At 52.5% G+C, this 18404-nt stretch carries 15 protein-coding genes; 9 read left to right on the top strand and 6 right to left on the bottom strand.

The features are described from left to right. Nucleotides 1–8: 8 nt before the first annotated feature. On the bottom strand, nt 9–1880 hold the full coding sequence (gene gsiA, locus A7Z06_RS15830) for a glutathione ABC transporter ATP-binding protein GsiA (protein ID WP_010347511.1): 1872 nt from the start codon (nt 1878–1880) through the stop codon (nt 9–11). Then, nucleotides 1867–2832, bottom strand: coding sequence for a beta-aspartyl-peptidase (gene iaaA / locus A7Z06_RS15825; protein WP_000513749.1), 966 nt, complete (start codon nt 2830–2832; stop codon nt 1867–1869). Before iaaA ends, gsiA begins: the two co-directional genes overlap by 14 nt. 201 nt (nt 2833–3033) lie before the next feature. Between iaaA and moeA the strand changes: the two genes are divergently transcribed. Together moeA and moeB are read left to right on the top strand one after the other, a co-directional pair. Beyond that, on the top strand, nt 3034–4269 hold the full coding sequence (gene moeA / locus A7Z06_RS15820; protein WP_000397342.1) for a molybdopterin molybdotransferase MoeA: 1236 nt from the start codon (nt 3034–3036) through the stop codon (nt 4267–4269). Then, nucleotides 4269–5018 carry a molybdopterin-synthase adenylyltransferase MoeB gene (gene moeB, locus A7Z06_RS15815; RefSeq protein ID WP_000829246.1) on the top strand — a complete coding sequence of 250 codons (750 nt, stop codon included), beginning with the start codon at nt 4269–4271 and terminating at the stop codon, nt 5016–5018. Before moeA ends, moeB begins: the two co-directional genes overlap by 1 nt. Before the next feature lie 87 nt (nt 5019–5105). Here moeB and fsa read toward each other — a convergent pair whose 3' ends face one another. After that, nucleotides 5106–5768: a fructose-6-phosphate aldolase gene (gene fsa / locus A7Z06_RS15810; RefSeq protein WP_001487873.1), complete on the bottom strand. Its 663-nt coding sequence runs from the start codon at nt 5766–5768 to the stop codon at nt 5106–5108. Nucleotides 5769–5898: 130 nt separating this feature from the next. On the opposite strand from fsa, the gene A7Z06_RS15805 reads away from it, so the two are divergent. The 4 genes from A7Z06_RS15805 (at nt 5899) to A7Z06_RS15790 (ending at nt 11603) form a co-directional block, all read left to right on the top strand. Then, nucleotides 5899–6798 (top strand): glycyl-radical enzyme activating protein, encoded by a 900-nt coding sequence (locus A7Z06_RS15805; RefSeq protein WP_000576968.1) that lies wholly within the window; start codon nt 5899–5901, stop codon nt 6796–6798. A gap of 5 nt (nt 6799–6803) precedes the next feature. Next, a complete protein-coding gene (locus A7Z06_RS15800) occupies nt 6804–9236 on the top strand; it encodes a glycyl radical protein (RefSeq protein WP_000209349.1) in 2433 nt (810 codons plus the stop codon). 140 nt (nt 9237–9376) lie between these two features. After that, entirely contained in the window at nt 9377–10192 is an 816-nt protein-coding gene (gene ybiV / locus A7Z06_RS15795; protein WP_000216898.1) for a sugar-phosphatase YbiV, read from the top strand. 151 nt (nt 10193–10343) lie between these two features. Then, nucleotides 10344–11603: a DUF1479 domain-containing protein gene (locus A7Z06_RS15790; protein WP_000144773.1), complete on the top strand. Its 1260-nt coding sequence runs from the start codon at nt 10344–10346 to the stop codon at nt 11601–11603. A gap of 228 nt (nt 11604–11831) precedes the next feature. On the opposite strand, the gene A7Z06_RS15785 is transcribed toward A7Z06_RS15790, so the two are convergent. Further along, nucleotides 11832–13424 carry an ABC-F family ATPase gene (locus A7Z06_RS15785; protein WP_000961452.1) on the bottom strand — a complete coding sequence of 531 codons (1593 nt, stop codon included), beginning with the start codon at nt 13422–13424 and terminating at the stop codon, nt 11832–11834. Between the two features lie 218 nt (nt 13425–13642). Here A7Z06_RS15785 and ldtB point away from each other — a divergent pair, with 218 nt between their 5' ends. Next, the gene (gene ldtB, locus A7Z06_RS15780; protein ID WP_001056379.1) at nt 13643–14563 is read left to right on the top strand and encodes a L,D-transpeptidase; all 921 of its coding nucleotides are present in this window, start codon (nt 13643–13645) and stop codon (nt 14561–14563) included. A 57-nt stretch (nt 14564–14620) separates the two neighbouring features. On the opposite strand, the gene A7Z06_RS15775 is transcribed toward ldtB, so the two are convergent. Together A7Z06_RS15775 and mntR are read right to left on the bottom strand one after the other, a co-directional pair. After that, nucleotides 14621–15739 carry an anion transporter gene (locus A7Z06_RS15775; RefSeq protein ID WP_000056471.1) on the bottom strand — a complete coding sequence of 373 codons (1119 nt, stop codon included), beginning with the start codon at nt 15737–15739 and terminating at the stop codon, nt 14621–14623. Next, nucleotides 15736–16203 carry a manganese-binding transcriptional regulator MntR gene (gene mntR / locus A7Z06_RS15770; protein ID WP_000091012.1) on the bottom strand — a complete coding sequence of 156 codons (468 nt, stop codon included), beginning with the start codon at nt 16201–16203 and terminating at the stop codon, nt 15736–15738. Before mntR ends, A7Z06_RS15775 begins: the two co-directional genes overlap by 4 nt. A 185-nt stretch (nt 16204–16388) precedes the next feature. Between mntR and mntS the strand changes: the two genes are divergently transcribed. Both mntS and opgE read left to right on the top strand, forming a co-directional pair. Beyond that, a complete protein-coding gene (mntS, locus tag A7Z06_RS15765; RefSeq protein WP_001001762.1) occupies nt 16389–16517 on the top strand; it encodes a manganase accumulation protein MntS in 129 nt (42 codons plus the stop codon). A gap of 271 nt (nt 16518–16788) precedes the next feature. Further along, nucleotides 16789–18372 (top strand): phosphoethanolamine transferase, encoded by a 1584-nt coding sequence (gene opgE, locus A7Z06_RS15760; protein WP_001054642.1) that lies wholly within the window; start codon nt 16789–16791, stop codon nt 18370–18372. Nucleotides 18373–18404: the final 32 nt, after the last annotated feature.

Here is an 18404-nt window from a genome sequence, read left to right as displayed (position 1 = left end):
CCTGAATGTTATCTACGCATGAATGCGTATTCTGATTGTGGTTGTGCGACGTAATGCCCCGGCCCGACGCATTGCAACGAGACGGCTGCAACCTCTTCGCCACGCTGATGAATATTGCTGGGAAGATCGTCCGATAGCAGTACGCGCTGTGGTCGCAGCCGGGACGGTTCAGCAACCGGAACTGCCGCCAGTAATTTACGCGTATAAGGGTGCTGTGGATTTTCAAAGACCGCGCGCCGGGGGCCTATTTCGACAATTTGTCCAAGATACATCACCGCTACACGATGGCTGATCCGCTCCACGACCGCCATATCGTGAGAGATAAACAGATATGCAATGCCGAAATCACGCTGGAGATCGAGCAACAAGTTGATAATCTGCCCGCGAATAGAAACATCCAGCGCCGACACGGCTTCATCGGCAATAATGACTTTGGGATTCAACGCCAGCGCACGGGCAATACAGATACGCTGACGCTGGCCGCCGGAAAACTCATGCGGGTAGCGCCACGCATGTTCGGGTAACAGACCAACGCGTTCCAGTAGCCACGCAACGCGTGCAGCGGCTTCATTACCCTGCAATAATCCATGAACACGTAGCGGTTCGATAATCGAATCACCGATCGTCTGGCGTGGATCCAGTGAGGCGTAAGGATCCTGAAAAATAAACTGAATATCGCGGCGCAATGCCTGAAGTTTGCCGGGTGACAGAGTATCGATTCGCTGGCCGTTGAAGATAATTTCTCCGCCCTGACTTTCAACCAGGCGCAACAACGCCCGTCCGGTGGTGGATTTACCACTGCCAGACTCCCCCACCAGCGACAACGTTTCACCCGGCCAGAGATCAAAACTAACCTTTTCAACGGCGTGCACTTCCCGCGTTACGCGATTCAACAACCCACTACGCAAAGGGAAACGGGTGACCAGATTACGCACCTGTAAAACAGGTTCGCCATCAACCACCGTTTTCTGCTCGACAGGGCGTTCCTGTTGAGTCGGATGTTCAAGCGATATCAACGGGAAACGTCGGGGATAATCTTGCCCTCTCATCGCGCCAAGCTGCGGAACAGCAGCCAATAGCGCACGGGTATAAGGATGCTGTGGCGCATGAAAAATCTGTTCGACGCTGCCCGTTTCCACCGCCTCGCCCTGATACATCACCAGTACCCGATCGGCAATCTCCGCCACCACGCCCATGTCGTGAGTGATAAAGATGACGCCCATCGACATCTCTTTTTGCAACACTTTGATTAATTGCAGGATCTGCGCCTGAATGGTGACGTCCAGTGCAGTCGTCGGCTCATCGGCAATCAGCACCGCCGGGCGACATGACAGCGCCATGGCAATCATCACCCGCTGACGCATCCCACCGGAGAGTTGATGCGGATAACGCGAAAGAATGGTTTGTGCTTCCGGGATGCGAACCTGATCCAGCATCCGTTTCGCCTCCGACATCGCTTCTTCACGACTGGCGTTCTGATGCAGACGGATAGACTCGGCAATCTGTTCGCCCACGGTAAATACCGGATTTAGCGACGTCATTGGCTCCTGGAAAATCATCGCTATATCCGCACCGCGTATATGCTGCATTTGCCGGGAGCTCTGCTCACTAAGCTCAATCACCTCACGACTGCGCCGCCGCAACAACATTTTGTCACACTGCACCAGCCCCCCCGCCTGTTCTAACAGACGCATCAACGCCAGTGCTGTGACTGACTTGCCGGAACCGGACTCTCCAACAATTGCCAGCGTCTCACCACGTCGCAGGCTAAAAGAGAGACCGCGAACCGCAGCCACTTTCTGCTGGTCCTGCATAAAGGCAATATTGAGATTATCAACAGCCAGCACATCATCGGCTTCAAGCTCATCACTGTGTGGCAACGGTGTCCCCTTTTTCACGATAGATACCGGTGGTTGGCGTATCGCCTGCGTAGCCCCAGGCGCGATACATTCCCTCGGTGTTAAAAGGTAGCGCGACGTTGCCTTCATGATCGATAGCGATTAGTCCGCCACTGCCGCCAAGCGCAGGGAGTTTTTCCATCACTACCCGCTCGCAGGCTTGTGCGAGGCTTAAGCCGCCGTAATCCATCAACGCGGCGATGTCATACGCCGCCAGCGCGCGAATGAAGACTTCGCCCGTGCCGGTACAAGAAACTGCCACGCTGGCGTTATTGGCGTAGCACCCGGCGCCAACCAGCGGGCTGTCGCCGACCCGACCAGGTAATTTATTGGTCATTCCCCCCGTGGACGTGGCAGCCGCCAGATTGCCATGGAGATCCAACGCCACGGCTCCCACAGTGCCCATTTTCTGTTTTTCATCCAACGGAGCGCCACTATGGTCGAGGAGCGTTTCCCCTTCCTCACGCGCCGCCAGTAATTGTTCATAACGCAAAGGCGTGGAGAAAATCTCCGGCGAGACGCGCTCCATGCCATGAGCAAAAGCAAAATTTTCTGCGCCATCACCTATCATCATCACATGCGGGCTTTGTTCCATCACCAGACGGGCGGCAAGAACCGGATTACGCAGATGACTGACGCCCGCCACTGCACCGGCTTTCAGGGTATTGCCATCCATCACGCAGGCGTCGAGTTCATGGGTTTCATCACGCGTAAAGACAGCGCCAATTCCGGCGTTAAACAGTGGGCACTCTTCCAGCAAGCGCACGGCTTCCGTCACTGCATCCAGCGCACTTGCGCCCGCTTCGAGCATTTTCTGTCCGGTTTCAACAATGGCAGACAGTGCCTCAATGTAGCGTAATTCCTGTTGCAGACTCATCTGTGCGCGGCTAATTGCGCCTGCGCCGCCGTGAATTGCAATGACTGCTTTGCCCATAGTATTCGTCCATTAAGGGTGGCTCGCCACTTTGCTATAAATATCAGAATTTTTATGAATTATTCATTCAATTTTTGAATATAGAAAGATGTATATGGCATGTAAAGGCAGGAGCCCGCTCTACGACCGAGGTGGCATACAGTCCGTGGCGTTTTTCTGACATAATAGGCGGATTCGATTTTGCCCCGCAGGAGTGTTTTCATGGAATTTACCACCGGTTTGATGTCGCTCGACACCGCGCTTAATGAGATGCTTTCTCGCGTTACCCCTTTGACTGCTCAGGAAACGCTGCCACTGGTTCAGTGTTTTGGGCGTATTCTGGCGAGCGATGTGGTTTCGCCGCTCGATGTCCCTGGGTTTGATAACTCGGCAATGGACGGCTACGCGGTTCGTTTAGCCGATATCGCCTCCGGGCAACCGCTGCCCGTTGCTGGCAAATCGTTTGCCGGGCAGCCGTATCATGGTGAATGGCCTGCTGGCACCTGTATTCGCATTATGACCGGTGCTCCGGTGCCGGAAGGCTGTGAAGCGGTGGTGATGCAGGAACAGACCGAACAAACGGATGCAGGAGTGCGTTTTACCGCTGAAGTGCGTAGCGGGCAAAATATTCGTCGTCGCGGTGAAGATATCTCTGCGGGTGCGGTTGTTTTCCCGGCGGGGACTCGCCTGACTACCGCAGAGCTGCCGGTGATTGCTTCACTGGGAATTGCCGACGTTCCGGTGATTCGCAAAGTGCGTGTGGCGCTGTTTTCCACCGGTGATGAGTTACAGTTGCCAGGCCAGCCGCTGGGCGACGGTCAAATCTACGATACCAACCGTCTCGCCGTACACCTGATGTTAGAACAACTGGGTTGCGAGGTGATCAACTTAGGGATTATCCGCGACGATCCCCACGCCTTGCGCACAGCATTTATTGAAGCCGACAGTCAGGCGGATGTAGTGATCAGTTCTGGCGGTGTTTCGGTTGGTGAAGCAGATTACACCAAAACCATTCTCGAAGAGCTGGGCGAAATCGCCTTCTGGAAGCTGGCGATTAAACCGGGTAAACCGTTCGCGTTCGGTAAACTCGGCAATAGCTGGTTCTGCGGCCTGCCGGGTAATCCGGTTTCAGCAACGCTGACATTCTACCAACTGGTACAGCCGTTACTGGCAAAATTAAGCGGCAACACCGCCAGCGGCCTGCCTACGCGCCAACGTGTACGCACGGCTTCTCGCCTCAAGAAAACGCCTGGTCGTCTTGATTTCCAGCGTGGTGTGCTGCAACGCAATGCCGACGGCGAACTGGAAGTGATGACCACCGGACATCAGGGTTCCCATATATTTAGCTCTTTTAGCCTCGGCAACTGCTTTATCGTGCTGGAACGCGATCGCGGCAATGTTGAAGCGGGCGAATGGGTGGAAGTCGAGCCGTTTAACGCGTTGTTCGGAGGCCTGTAATGGCGGAACTCAGCGATCAGGAGATGCTGCGCTACAACCGGCAAATCATCCTGCGTGGTTTTGATTTTGACGGCCAGGAAGCGTTGAAAGATTCTCGCGTGCTGGTCGTCGGCCTCGGTGGACTCGGTTGCGCAGCCTCGCAGTATCTGGCAAGCGCCGGTGTCGGCAACCTGACGCTGCTCGACTTCGACACGGTTTCGCTCTCGAATCTGCAACGCCAGACGCTACACAGTGACGCTACGGTCGGGCAACCGAAGGTTGAATCTGCCCGTGATGCACTGGCACGGATCAATCCACATATCGCAATTACACCAGTGAATGCGTTACTTAATGATGCTGAGCTTGCTGCGTTGATTGCTAAACACGATCTGGTGCTCGACTGTACGGATAACGTTGCGGTACGTAATCAACTGAACGCAGGCTGTTTTGCCGCGAAGGTGCCGCTGGTTTCCGGCGCGGCAATTCGTATGGAAGGTCAAATCACCGTCTTTACTTATCAGGACGGCGAGCCTTGCTACCGCTGCCTTAGCCGTTTGTTTGGCGAAAACGCGTTAACCTGCGTGGAAGCAGGCGTGATGGCGCCATTGATTGGCGTAATTGGTTCGTTGCAGGCAATGGAAGCGATCAAACTGCTGGCAGGCTATGGGAAACCTGCCAGCGGAAAAATCGTTATGTACGATGCGATGACCTGTCAGTTCCGCGAAATGAAACTGATGCGCAATCCGGGATGTGAGGTTTGCGGGCAGTAATTGTCGCCTCCAGGCCTGATAAGACGCGCCAGGCATCGGTGCACTCCGCCACGTCATCAGCAATTTATGAGGATGCAGAACGTCCGGTTAAATCGACGTTCTGCCAAACGCTCCCTGCCAGTCCTGCTCAAACTTCGCTACGGCAGCGTCAACCGCCGGATAGCTAATCATCTGTTGTGCCACATCCAGCGGCAGGGTGATGGATTCACATCCTGCCAGTAAGCAGTCCAGCGCCTGACGCGGGGTTTTGAAACTCGCGGCTAACACTTTCGCCTGTGGCGCATGCATTTTCAGTAACTGATGCAAATCGGTCACGGTTTGAATACCGCTACCACCCTGAGCATCAATACGGTTGACATAAGGCGCAACATATTCCGCGCCCGCCAGCGCCGACAACAGCCCTTGTGCCGCGCCATACACCGCCGTGCCCAGCGTCGGGATCCCTTCCGCTTTTAACATCTTAATAGCTGCCAGCCCCTCGGCGGTCACCGGGACTTTCACCACGATATCCGCAATAATAGAACGCAATTTACGTGCGTCATTCACCATCCCTTCAGCAGTGGTAGCCATTACCTGGGCAAACAGACGCCCCTGACCGCCCATCGCCTCGTGAAGTTGCGGAAGCACAACGTCCAGCGGTTTTTTACCCGCTGCGATAATGCTTGGGTTAGTGGTCACACCCGCCAGCGGAAAAATACGTGACAGCGCCTTCACCGCAACAACGTCTGAAGTATCCAGATACAGTTCCATAACCATCCTCAAAATGTACTTTTTGTCTGAAACCAGACTACCACGAGAAAACTCTCTGAACAGTTGACGCACATCAACATAACTTTCATTCGAAAGTAATTTAATGTTTGAACGAAACAGAGAGGCATCTATGATTTTCAATATTCAACGCTACTCGACCCACGATGGCCCCGGCATTCGCACAGTGGTTTTTCTGAAAGGTTGCTCGCTGGGTTGTCGCTGGTGTCAGAATCCTGAAAGCCGCGCCCGCACGCAGGATCTACTGTATGACGCACGTCTGTGCCTGGAGGGCTGCGAGCTATGTGCTAAGGCCGTGCCGGAAGTGATTGAGCGCACGCTGAATGGCCTGCTTATTCATCGGGAAAAGTTAACCCCGGAGCATCTGACGGCGTTAACCAACTGCTGCCCGACACAGGCGTTAACCGTGTGTGGTGAAGTGAAAAGCGTTGAGGAGATCATGGCGACCGTTTTGCGCGATAAACCGTTTTACGATCGCAGCGGCGGCGGCTTAACGCTTTCTGGCGGTGAACCCTTTATGCAGCCGGAAATGGCGACGGCGCTACTGCAAGCCAGCCACGAGGCCGGCATTCATACTGCGGTAGAAACCTGCCTGCATGTGCCGTGGAAATATATCGCCCCTTCTCTGCCCTATATCGATCTGTTTCTTGCCGATTTAAAACACGTCGCCGACGTGCCGTTTAAACAGTGGACCGACGGTAACGCCGCCAGAGTGCTGGATAACCTGAAAAAACTCGCCGCAGCGGGGAAAAAAATCATTATCCGCGTGCCGCTGATTCAGGGCTTTAATGCTGACGAAACCTCTGTAAAAGCCATTACCGATTTTGCCGCCGACGAGCTGCACGTTGGCGAAATTCATTTCCTGCCCTACCACACGCTGGGCATCAACAAATATCACTTACTTAATCTGCCCTATGACGCCCCGGAAAAACCGCTTGATGCGCCAGAACTGCTCGACTTTGCCCAGCAGTATGCCTGCCAGAAAGGGTTAACCGCGACTTTACGAGGATAACAACCATGACAACACTGAAACTGGACACGCTCAGCGACCGCATTAAAGCGCACAAAAATGCGCTGGTGCATATTGTGAAACCGCCGGTCTGTACCGAGCGCGCACAGCACTATACCGAGATGTATCAACAACATCTCGATAAGCCGATCCCGGTTCGTCGCGCGCTGGCGCTGGCGCATCACCTGGCGAATCGCACCATCTGGATCAAACACGATGAGTTGATCATCGGCAACCAGGCAAGCGAAGTTCGCGCCGCGCCAATCTTCCCGGAATATACCGTGTCGTGGATCGAAAAAGAGATTGATGATCTGGCCGATCGTCCCGGCGCGGGTTTTGCGGTGAGCGAAGAGAACAAACGCGTTCTGCATGAAGTGTGCCCGTGGTGGCGCGGTCAGACCGTACAGGATCGCTGCTACGGCATGTTTACCGATGAGCAAAAAGGCCTGCTGGCGACCGGTATTATCAAAGCAGAAGGCAATATGACCTCCGGCGATGCACACCTGGCGGTCAATTTCCCGCTGCTGCTGGAAAAAGGGCTTGATGGTCTGCGCGAGAAAGTGGCGGAGCGTCGCTCGCGTATCAACCTGACTGTGCTGGAAGATTTGCACGGCGAGCAGTTCCTGAAAGCGATTGATATCGTGCTGGTTGCAGTCAGTGAACATATTGAACGTTTCGCTGCCCTGGCGCGTGAAATGGCAGCCACCGAAACCCGCGAAAGCCGTCGCGATGAACTGCTGGCAATGGCAGAAAATTGCGACCTTATCGCCCACCAGCCGCCGCAGACGTTCTGGCAGGCGCTGCAACTGTGCTACTTCATCCAGTTGATTTTACAGATCGAATCTAACGGTCACTCGGTGTCGTTTGGTCGTATGGACCAGTATCTCTATCCGTACTATCGCCGCGACGTTGAACTGAACCAGACGCTGGATCGCGAACACGCCATCGAGATGCTGCATAGCTGCTGGCTGAAACTGCTTGAGGTGAACAAGATCCGCTCAGGCTCGCACTCGAAAGCCTCTGCGGGAAGTCCGCTGTATCAGAACGTCACCATTGGCGGGCAAAATCTGGTTGATGGTCAGCCGATGGACGCAGTGAATCCGCTCTCTTACGCGATCCTGGAATCCTGCGGTCGTCTGCGCTCCACTCAGCCTAACCTCAGCGTGCGTTACCATGCGGGAATGAGTAACGATTTCCTCGACGCCTGCGTACAGGTGATCCGCTGCGGCTTCGGGATGCCAGCGTTCAACAACGACGAAATCGTGATCCCGGAATTTATTAAACTCGGTATTGAACCGCAGGACGCTTACGACTACGCAGCGATTGGTTGTATCGAAACCGCCGTCGGCGGCAAATGGGGCTATCGCTGCACCGGCATGAGCTTTATCAACTTCGCCCGCGTGATGCTGGCGGCGCTGGAAGGCGGTCGTGATGCCACCAGCGGCAACGTGTTCCTGCCGCAAGAAAAAGCGTTGTCAGCGGGTAACTTCAACAACTTCGATGAAGTAATGGACGCGTGGGATACGCAAATCCGTTACTACACCCGCAAATCGATCGAAATCGAATATGTGGTCGACACCATGCTGGAAGAGAACGTGCACGATATTCTCTGCTCGGCGCTGGTGGATGACTGCATTGAGCGAGCGAAAAGTATCAAGCAAGGCGGCGCGAAATATGACTGGGTTTCTGGCCTGCAGGTGGGCATTGCCAACCTCGGCAACAGCCTGGCGGCAGTGAAGAAACTGGTATTTGAACAGGGCGCGATTGGTCAACAACAACTGGCTGCCGCGCTGGCGGATGACTTCGATGGCCTGACTCATGAGCAGTTGCGTCAGCGTCTGATTAACGGCGCGCCGAAGTATGGCAACGACGATGATAGCGTCGATACGCTGCTGGCTCGCGCCTATCAGACCTATATTGACGAACTGAAGCAGTTCCACAACCCGCGCTACGGTCGTGGTCCGGTTGGCGGCAACTATTACGCAGGTACGTCGTCTATCTCCGCTAACGTACCGTTTGGCGCGCAAACAATGGCAACGCCGGACGGACGTAAAGCACATACCCCGCTGGCGGAAGGCGCAAGCCCGGCTTCCGGTACTGACCATCTCGGCCCAACGGCGGTCATTGGCTCGGTGGGTAAACTGCCTACCGCAGCGATTCTCGGCGGTGTATTGCTCAACCAGAAACTAAACCCGGCGACGCTGGAGAACGAATCTGACAAGCAGAAACTGATGATCCTGCTGCGTACCTTCTTCGAAGTGCATAAAGGCTGGCATATTCAGTACAACATCGTTTCCCGCGAAACGCTGCTGGAAGCGAAAAAACATCCGGATCAGTACCGGGATCTGGTCGTGCGCGTAGCGGGCTATTCCGCCTTCTTCACCGCGCTCTCTCCAGACGCTCAGGACGATATCATCGCCCGCACCGAACACATGCTGTAATCCCCTCAGCCCGGCGTCACCGCCGGGCTAAAACATTCACGAAATCAATTTTACTCTCGCTTTCATTCGAAATTAGTTTGTGCTCCGCATCACATTGTCATTACACTGTGGCGTTTGCATTCATTGCCGGGAGCACTTTTATGACTGTAAAAGTTATCGTTTGCGATATGGACGGTACTTTTCTTAACGACGCCAAAATGTACAACCAGTCACGTTTTATGGCGCAGTATCAGGAACTGAAAAAGCGCGATATTGAGTTCGTTGTCGCCAGTGGTAACCAGTATTACCAGCTTATTTCCTTCTTTCCTGAGCTAAAAGATGAGATCTCTTTTGTCGCGGAAAACGGCGCGCTGGTCTACGAACATGGCAAGCAGTTGTTCCACGGCGAACTGACCCGGCATGAATCCAGGATTGTCATTGGGGAACTGCTGAAAGATAAACAACTCAATTTTGTCGCCTGTGGTCTGCAAAGCGCATACATCAGTGAAAATGCGCCGGAAGCATTCGTCGCACTGATGGAAAAACACTACCATCGGCTGAAACCTGTGAAGGATTACCAGGAGATTGATGACGTGCTTTTCAAGTTTTCGCTCAACCTGCCGGATGAACAAATCCCGCTGGTTGTCGACAAACTGCACGTTGCGCTCGATGGCATTATGAAACCTGTCACCAGTGGCGCGGGTTTTATCGACCTGATTATTCCCGGCCTGCATAAAGCAAATGGTATTTCGCGGTTGTTAAAACGCTGGGGTCTATCGCCGCAAAATGTGGTAGCGATTGGCGACAGCGGTAACGACGCAGAGATGCTTAAAATGGCGCATTATTCCTTTGCGATGGGCAATGCTGCGGAAAACATTAAACAAATCGCCCGTTACGCTACCGATGATAATAATCATGAAGGCGCGCTGAATGTGATTCAGGCGGTGCTGGATAGCTCCGCTCCTTTCAATAAGTAATCTTCTCCCGGCCGGAGCGACCGTTCCGGCATCTCTCTTTTTTGCTCACTTTGTGTACTGACTCAAGATTTTTATCTTGCGTTAACTTATTTTTAACTTAAAGTATCAATCGTAACTATTTTTACTTTCGAACGAAAGTTGCGAGGTTGATATGACTTTTACCTATGAGACGCTGCCAACAGATGCGAAAACGGCTATCCGTGAAATGAAAGCGAAGCTGCGACAACAGATCGGCGATGTACAACAGGTCTTCGAAAAACTCTCTGCAAAAATCGAAGCGCGTGTAGCAGAAATAGACGCACTGAAAGCGCAAGGATTGCCGGTTTGGCCGGAAGTTCCTTATAGCGACATTGCAGCAGGTACAGTGAGTGAAGCCACGCGCAATGAGATAAAACGTCGCGGTTGCGCGGTAATAAAAGGCAATTTCCCCCGCGAGCAGGCGCTGGCGTGGGATCGCGCAATGCTCAACTACCTTGATGCCAATCACTTTGATGATGTGTATAAAGGTCCCGGTGACAGCTTTTTCGGCTCGCTGGAGGCGTCTCGCCCCGAAATCTATCCCATTTACTGGTCACAGCCACAGATGCAGGCGCGGCAGAGCGACAATATGGCTGCGGTGCAATCTTTCCTTAACCGTCTGTGGAAGTCTGAAAGCAACGGCAAACAATGGTTTGATCCCGATGTCAGCGTGATCTATCCAGACAGGATCCGCCGCCGCCCACCGGGCACGACGTCCAAAGGTCTGGGGGCACACACTGATTCTGGCGCACTGGAACGCTGGTTATTACCTGCTTATCAGCGCGTTTTTGCCCATGTTTTCAACGGTAATTTTGATGATTACGATCCGTGGGATGCCGCACACCGTACCGAAGTAGAAGAATACACCGTCGATAACACCACCAAATGTTCGGTGTTCCGCACGTTCCAGGGCTGGACGGCACTTTCCGATATGTTACCAGGCCAGGGATTGTTACACGTGGTGCCGATCCCGGAAGCGATGGCATACGTTCTGCTGCGTCCGTTGCTGGATGACGTACCGGACGACGAGCTGTGCGGTGTTGCGCCTGGTAAAGTTCTGCCTGTTTCAGAGAAATGGCATCCCTTATTGATGAAAGCACTAACGTCAATTCCGGCAATAACAGCGGGGGATTCTGTCTGGTGGCACTGCGATGTGATCCACTGTGTCGCACCGGTAGACAATCAACAGGGCTGGGGGAATGTGATGTATATTCCTGCCGCGCCGATGTGCGAGAAAAACCGGGTTTATGCGCACAAGGTCAGGAAAGCACTGGAAAAAGGTGCATCGCCGGGAGACTTCCCACGGGAAGATTATGAAACAAACTGGCAAGGCCGATTTACACTGGAAGATCTGAACGTTCACGGTAAACGCGCGCTGGGCATGGATGTTTGAGAAGTTATGGATTAGTGGAAGTGAATTGATGTGAGGTTAAGAAAGAAGGTTCGATGTTGCTCAGATTGCTGACAAAGTGCGCTTTGTTCATGCCGGATGCGGCGTTAACGCCTTATCCTGCCTACAAAGTCCTGAAGATTCAATATATTGCAGGTACTGCGTAGGCCTGATAGCAATCTTGTATTTGTCATCAGTAGCCCTGACATAACCAGGGCTACTGACTATAACTTACTCGATTCCTTTACTACGCAGGTAATCTTCGTAATTACCGCTAAAGTCAATCACGCGTTCCGGCGTGATTTCCAGAATACGGGTCGCCAGGGAGCTTACAAACTCACGGTCGTGAGAAACAAAAATCAGCGTGCCCTGATACAGTTCCAGCGCCATGTTAAGCGACTCGATGGATTCCATGTCCAGGTGGTTGGTCGGTTCGTCCATGATCAGAATGTTCGGTTTCTGCATCATTAACTTACCAAACAGCATACGGCCTTTTTCACCACCGGAAAGCACTTTAGCAGGCTTTTTGATGTCGTCCTGGCTGAACAACAAACGACCGAGAATGCTGCGTACCGCCTGCTCGTCATCGCCTTCCTGCTTCCACTGACTCATCCATTCAAACACGGTCAGGTCATTATCGAACTCATATTCGTGATCCTGCGCGTAGTAACCAATGCGCGCGTTCTCTGACCATTTTACGGTGCCACTATCCGGTTCCAGATCACCCACCAGCGTTTTCAGCAAAGTCGATTTACCGACGCCGTTGGTGCCGAGTACCGCCAGCTTTTCACCCACTTCCAGCAGCAGGTTGAGATTTTTAAACAGTGGACCGTTATCAAACCCCTTGGTCAGCCCTTCCACTTCCAGCGCGTTACGGAACAGTTTCTTATCCTGCTCGAAACGGATGAACGGGTTCTGACGGCTGGAGGCTTTCACCTCTTCCAGTTTGATTTTATCAATCTGGCGCGCGCGCGAAGTTGCCTGGCGAGATTTCGAGGCATTGGCGCTAAAGCGGCTAACGAAAGATTGCAGCTCAGCAATCTGCGCTTTCTTCTTGGCGTTATCAGCCAGCAGACGCTCACGCGCCTGGGTCGCCGCCGTCATGTACTCATCGTAGTTGCCCGGATAAACGCGCAGCTCGCCGTAATCCAGATCCGCCATGTGGGTACAAACCATATTAAGGAAGTGACGGTCGTGCGAGATGATGATCATGGTACTGTCACGCTCGTTCAGCACCTGCTCCAGCCAGCGAATGGTATCGATGTCCAGGTTGTTGGTTGGTTCGTCGAGCAAGAGAATGTCTGGATCAGCAAACAGCGCCTGCGCCAGCAGCACACGCAGCTTCCAGCCAGGAGCAACTTCACTCATCGGGCCGTAGTGTTGTTCCACTGGAATTCCCACACCAAGCAACAGCTCACCGGCGCGCGCTTCCGCAGAGTAACCGTCCATTTCGCCGTATTTCACTTCCAGATCGGCAACTTTATAGCCATCTTCTTCGCTCATTTCCGGCAAAGCATAGATGCGGTCGCGCTCCTGCTTCACTTCCCACAACTCTTTATGCCCCATGATCACCGTATCCAGCACGGTGAACTCTTCAAAGGCAAATTGATCCTGACGTAGCTTACCAATGCGCTCGTTGGGATCGAGGGAAACGTTACCCAGCGTCGGCTCTAAGTCGCCGCCGAGGATCTTCATAAAGGTGGATTTACCACTACCGTTCGCGCCAATCAGGCCGTAACGGTTGCCGCCGCCAAATTTGACGGAAATGTTTTCAAACAACGGCTTACTGCCGAACTGCATGGTGACGTTACTGGAAACTAACACAGGCGTATCCTGAAAAGAGATATGACAAACCGCGCATTATGCCATAAGTCTGAAAGAAGATCCCGTCCCCCGCTTAAGGTCTACACTCTTCCCAAAGGCAAAAAATGTGATTTAGTACACATCTGATTTCACTGTTAGCTGGAATGAACATATAATGCGCTTCCAATACTCTAATATTCTCAACCTAATGGCCTGCCAGGCACGAAATCTCGCTTAACATGAATATGAAATTGAAAACGTTATTCGCAGCGGCCTTCGCTGTTGTCGGCTTTTGCAGTACCGCTTCAGCGGTAACTTATCCTCTGCCAACCGACGGGAGTCGCCTGGTTGGTCAGAATCAGGTGATCACTATCCCTGAAGGTAACACTCAGCCGCTGGAGTACTTTGCGGCGGAGTATCAGATGGGGCTTTCCAATATGATGGAAGCGAACCCTGGTGTGGATACCTTCCTGCCGAAAGGCGGCACCGTACTGAATATTCCGCAGCAACTGATCCTGCCGGACACTGTTCATGAAGGCATTGTGATTAACAGCGCAGAGATGCGTCTGTATTACTATCCGAAAGGAACTAACACCGTTATCGTACTGCCGATCGGCATTGGTCAGTTAGGCAAAGACACACCTATCAACTGGACCACCAAAGTAGAGCGTAAGAAAGCAGGCCCGACCTGGACGCCGACCGCTAAAATGCATGCAGAATACCGCGCTGCGGGCGAACCGCTTCCGGCTGTCGTTCCGGCTGGCCCGGATAACCCGATGGGGCTGTACGCACTGTATATCGGTCGCCTGTACGCTATCCACGGCACCAACGCCAACTTTGGTATCGGCCTGCGCGTAAGCCACGGTTGTGTGCGCCTGCGTAACGAAGACATCAAATTCCTGTTCGAGAAAGTGCCGGTCGGTACTCGCGTACAGTTTATTGATGAGCCGGTAAAAGCGACCACCGAGCCGGACGGCAGCCGTTATATTGAAGTCCATAACCCGCTGTCTACCACCGAAGCCCAATTTGAAGGTCAGGAAATTGTGCCAATTACGCTAACCAAGAGCGTGCAGACAGTGACTGGTCAGCCGGATGTCGATCAGGCTGTTCTGGATCAGGCTATTCAAAACCGTTCCGGGATGCCGGTTCGTCTGAATTAATCTTTAAAACTTAAAGCAAAGGCGGACTCATAATCCGCCTTTTTTATTTGTCGGCTCTTACACTGCCGGGAACATAACTAACAAAACGTATCCTACCAGCGCCGCCCACAACAGCATCGGTATCGAATAGAGATGGAAACGCCACCAGATCCGGCGATCGTTCGCCATCCGTAGCGCAATCAAATTTGCCAGCGATCCGGGTAATAAGCCAAAACCACCTACGTTTACCGCCCATGCCAGTAATAAAGACGGTGGTACATAATTGAGCAGCAAAATCGTGCTCGGCACGTTACTGATCACCTGCGATAAACCAATCGCCGTTAACCATAATCCGGGTTCGGATAAATGACTCACGTTACTCAACACGCCTTGCAACGCCGGAAGCTGGGTCAGTAAATGGACGTCGATAAACATCGCCATAAACACCAGCAGCAACGTCCAGTCCACACTCAGCACCACGCGACGCGCCAGCAGCGTAAACCCCACTGCCACAATCACCAGCCCCCACAGCTCTTGTTTCAACTCCAGCGCCGTAAGGAAGACGATATACAGTCCCAGACAACTCCACACCAGCCGTGGTTTCCACTCCGGCGTTTGCGTCCCCGTATGATATTGCAGCGCCTTTCCAGGGAAACAACACCAGCACAGCAGCAGCAATGTCAGCATCATTGCGCCAGCCAACGGTGCCATCTGTGCAATAAAACCGGCAAACGAAAGACCCGAACGTCCCCAGATAAGGATATTTTGCGGATTACCAATCGGCGTCAGCAGCGATCCAGCATTCACTGCCAGTGCCTCAAAAATAATCAGCCGATTAACCGGGATCTCACACAGTCTTTTCAGCGTGATGGTCAGCGGGACAACAATAAACAACGCGACATCGTTGGTCAGAAAGGTAGAAAGCAGCGCCGCCGCCAGCACCATAAACATCGCCAGCCGACGCTCAGTAGCAAAACGGCGCACCATTTTGCGCCCAAGCACATCAAAATAACCGCTTAATTCAACACCTTTGGTCAGCAGCATCAGGCCACTTAAGGTAATGATGGTGTGCCAGTCGATAGCGCCAGGCCAGGATTTCGGCGCAAAGGGAACAAAAAAACTTAATCCGATACCAACGAGAATTAATAACTGAAAAAAGCGATCGCCTTGCAGCGTGCGTAAAAAAGGCAGGCTCATTTGGCACCGTGTTTCTGGGTAAACAAACGAAAGGCGTCCAGCGTCTCTTCACTGACATGGTGTTCCATGCCTTCCGCGTCGCGACGGGCAATTTCCGGGCTGACGCCCAACACCAACAAGAAATTTTCGACTATCTGATGGCGCTCGCGGCTTTCCTGCGCCAGCTTCTCTCCTTCCGCCGTTAAAAACACGCCACGCCACGGGATCATTTCAATCAGCCCCAGGGTTGCCAGCCGCTTAAGCATTTTAGCCACCGTCGGTTGCGAAACCCCCAGCCGGGCAGCCATATCCACCTGACGGGCTTCCCCTACTTCTCTTATCAGGTCAGAAATCAGCTCAACATAATCGTCAATAAGTTCGCGGCGATGCGCTTCTCTTACCTGGCGAAACCCTTCAACGTGCTCTTCCACGTTCACTAACTGCGTCACTTTTTTTGCTGTTGGCGTACCTGCGCGACGACTCATTGTGCTTCCTCATTATGGTGACACATATATAGCGTTCTTATTTCGTGCGCACATTGTAAACCAGAGTTGCGAAGGCACAAAAAATTAACGTTTTAGCAATAGCTATATAATATAGCCTGTGCTATATCTGTATGTAATGCAATCATCCCTCAAGGAGTGACGGGATTAGCAAGTCAGGAGGTCTTATGAATGAGTTCAAGAGGTGTATGCGCGTGTTTAGTCATTCTCCCTTTAAAGTACGGTTAATGCTGCTCTCGATGTTGTGCGATATGGTCAACAATAAACCGCAGCAGGATAAACCCTCCAATAAATAGCGGCGTCGCGGTACGCCGCTTCACTCCTGCTTTATTGCAGGCATAAATCTTTACTGCCTGAAAACCCCCACTTTTTGTCAGATTTGCAATCTTCTTCGCAAAAGATTTGTTCGTCAGTAGTTGACCTGAACGGCGGCTCGCTCTATCTTCTTGCAGCCCTGCGTATATTGCGGCTCGCGGATGCGGACCCTTTTCCCCTCTTCACGCACTCTTGCAGGTATTGACCCTTGACGCCAGGGTAAGCACATGGCGTTTGTTACGATAGTGGCATATGAATTTAACCCTCAAAGAATCGCTTGTTACCCGTAGCCGGGTATTTAGCCCGTGGACTGCGTTCTACTTTTTACAGTCGCTATTAATTAATCTCGGCTTAGGCTATCCCTTCAGTTTTCTCTACACCGCCGCGTTTACGGCGATTTTGCTTTTGCTATGGCGGACATTGCCTCGCGTGCAAAAAGTCCTGGTCGGCGTCAGTTCATTAGTGGCAGCCTGTTATTTCCCTTTTGCTCAGGCCTACGGCGCGCCTAACTTCAATACCTTGCTGGCCCTGCACTCCACCAATATGGAAGAGTCAACTGAAATCCTGACGATTTTTCCGTGGTACAGCTACCTGGTCGGCTTATTTATTTTTGCGCTCGGCGTGATAGCTGTCCGGCGAAAAAAAGAGAGTGAAAAAACGCGCTGGAGTAAATTCGACAGCCTGTGTCTGGTATTCAGCGTGGCGACATTTTTTGTCGCTCCGGTTCAAAACCTGGCCTGGGGCGGCGTATTTAAATTGAAGGATACTGGCTATCCGGTATTTCGTTTCGCTAAGGATGTCATCGTCAACAATAACGAGGTGATTGAAGAGCAAGAGCGGATGGCAAAACTTTCCGGGATGAAAGATACCTGGACGGTTACTGCCGTTAAGCCGAAATATCAGACCTATGTGGTGGTGATCGGTGAAAGCGCACGTCGCGACGCTCTCGGTGCCTTTGGCGGTCACTGGAATAACACCCCGTTTGCCAGCAGCGTTAACGGTCTGCTCTTCGCTGATTACATTGCCGCCAGCGGCTCCACGCAAAAATCGCTCGGCTTAACGCTTAACCGCGTCGTCGATGGCAAACCACAATTTCAGGATAACTTTGTGACCCTGGCCAACCGCGCAGGTTTTCAGACCTGGTGGTTTTCCAATCAGGGACAAATTGGTGAGTACGATACCGCCATCGCCAGCATTGCCAAACGTGCAGATGAAGTACACTTCCTGAAAGAAGGTAATTTTGAAGCAGATAAGAACACCAAAGACGAAGCGTTACTGGACATGACCGCTCAGGTGCTGGCGCAAGAACACTCGCAACCGCAACTGATTGTTTTGCATCTGATGGGCTCACATCCGCAGGCCTGCGACCGGACACAAGGCAAATACGAAACCTTTGTGCAATCGAAAGAGACGTCGTGCTATCTCTACACCATGACGCAAACAGACGATTTACTGCGCAAACTCTATGACCAGTTACGCAACAGCGGTAGCAGTTTCTCGCTGGTTTACTTTTCTGACCACGGTCTGGCCTTTAAAGAACGCGGTAAAGAAGTGCAATATCTGGCTCATGACGATAAATATCAGCAAAATTTCCAGGTGCCTTTTATGGTCATTTCCAGCGACGATAAAGCGCACCGGATAATTAAAGCCCGCCGTTCAGCCAATGACTTCTTAGGTTTTTTCTCTCAATGGACAGGGATTAAAGCGAAGGAGATCAACATCAATTACCCGTTTATCTCTGAGAAGAAAGCCGGGCCGATATACATCACTAACTTCCAGTTACAAAAGGTTGATTACAACCATCTCGGAACCGATATATTCGATCCCAAATCTTAAGATAAAAAAATCCGCCCCGAGAGGCGGATTTT

Source organism: Escherichia sp. MOD1-EC6819, from assembly GCF_002965765.1.
In the GTDB taxonomy this organism is placed as follows: Bacteria; Pseudomonadota; Gammaproteobacteria; order Enterobacterales; family Enterobacteriaceae; genus Escherichia; species Escherichia ruysiae.
Note: the sequence above shows the minus strand (reverse complement) of the source record. Positions and strands in the feature narration are given on the sequence as shown.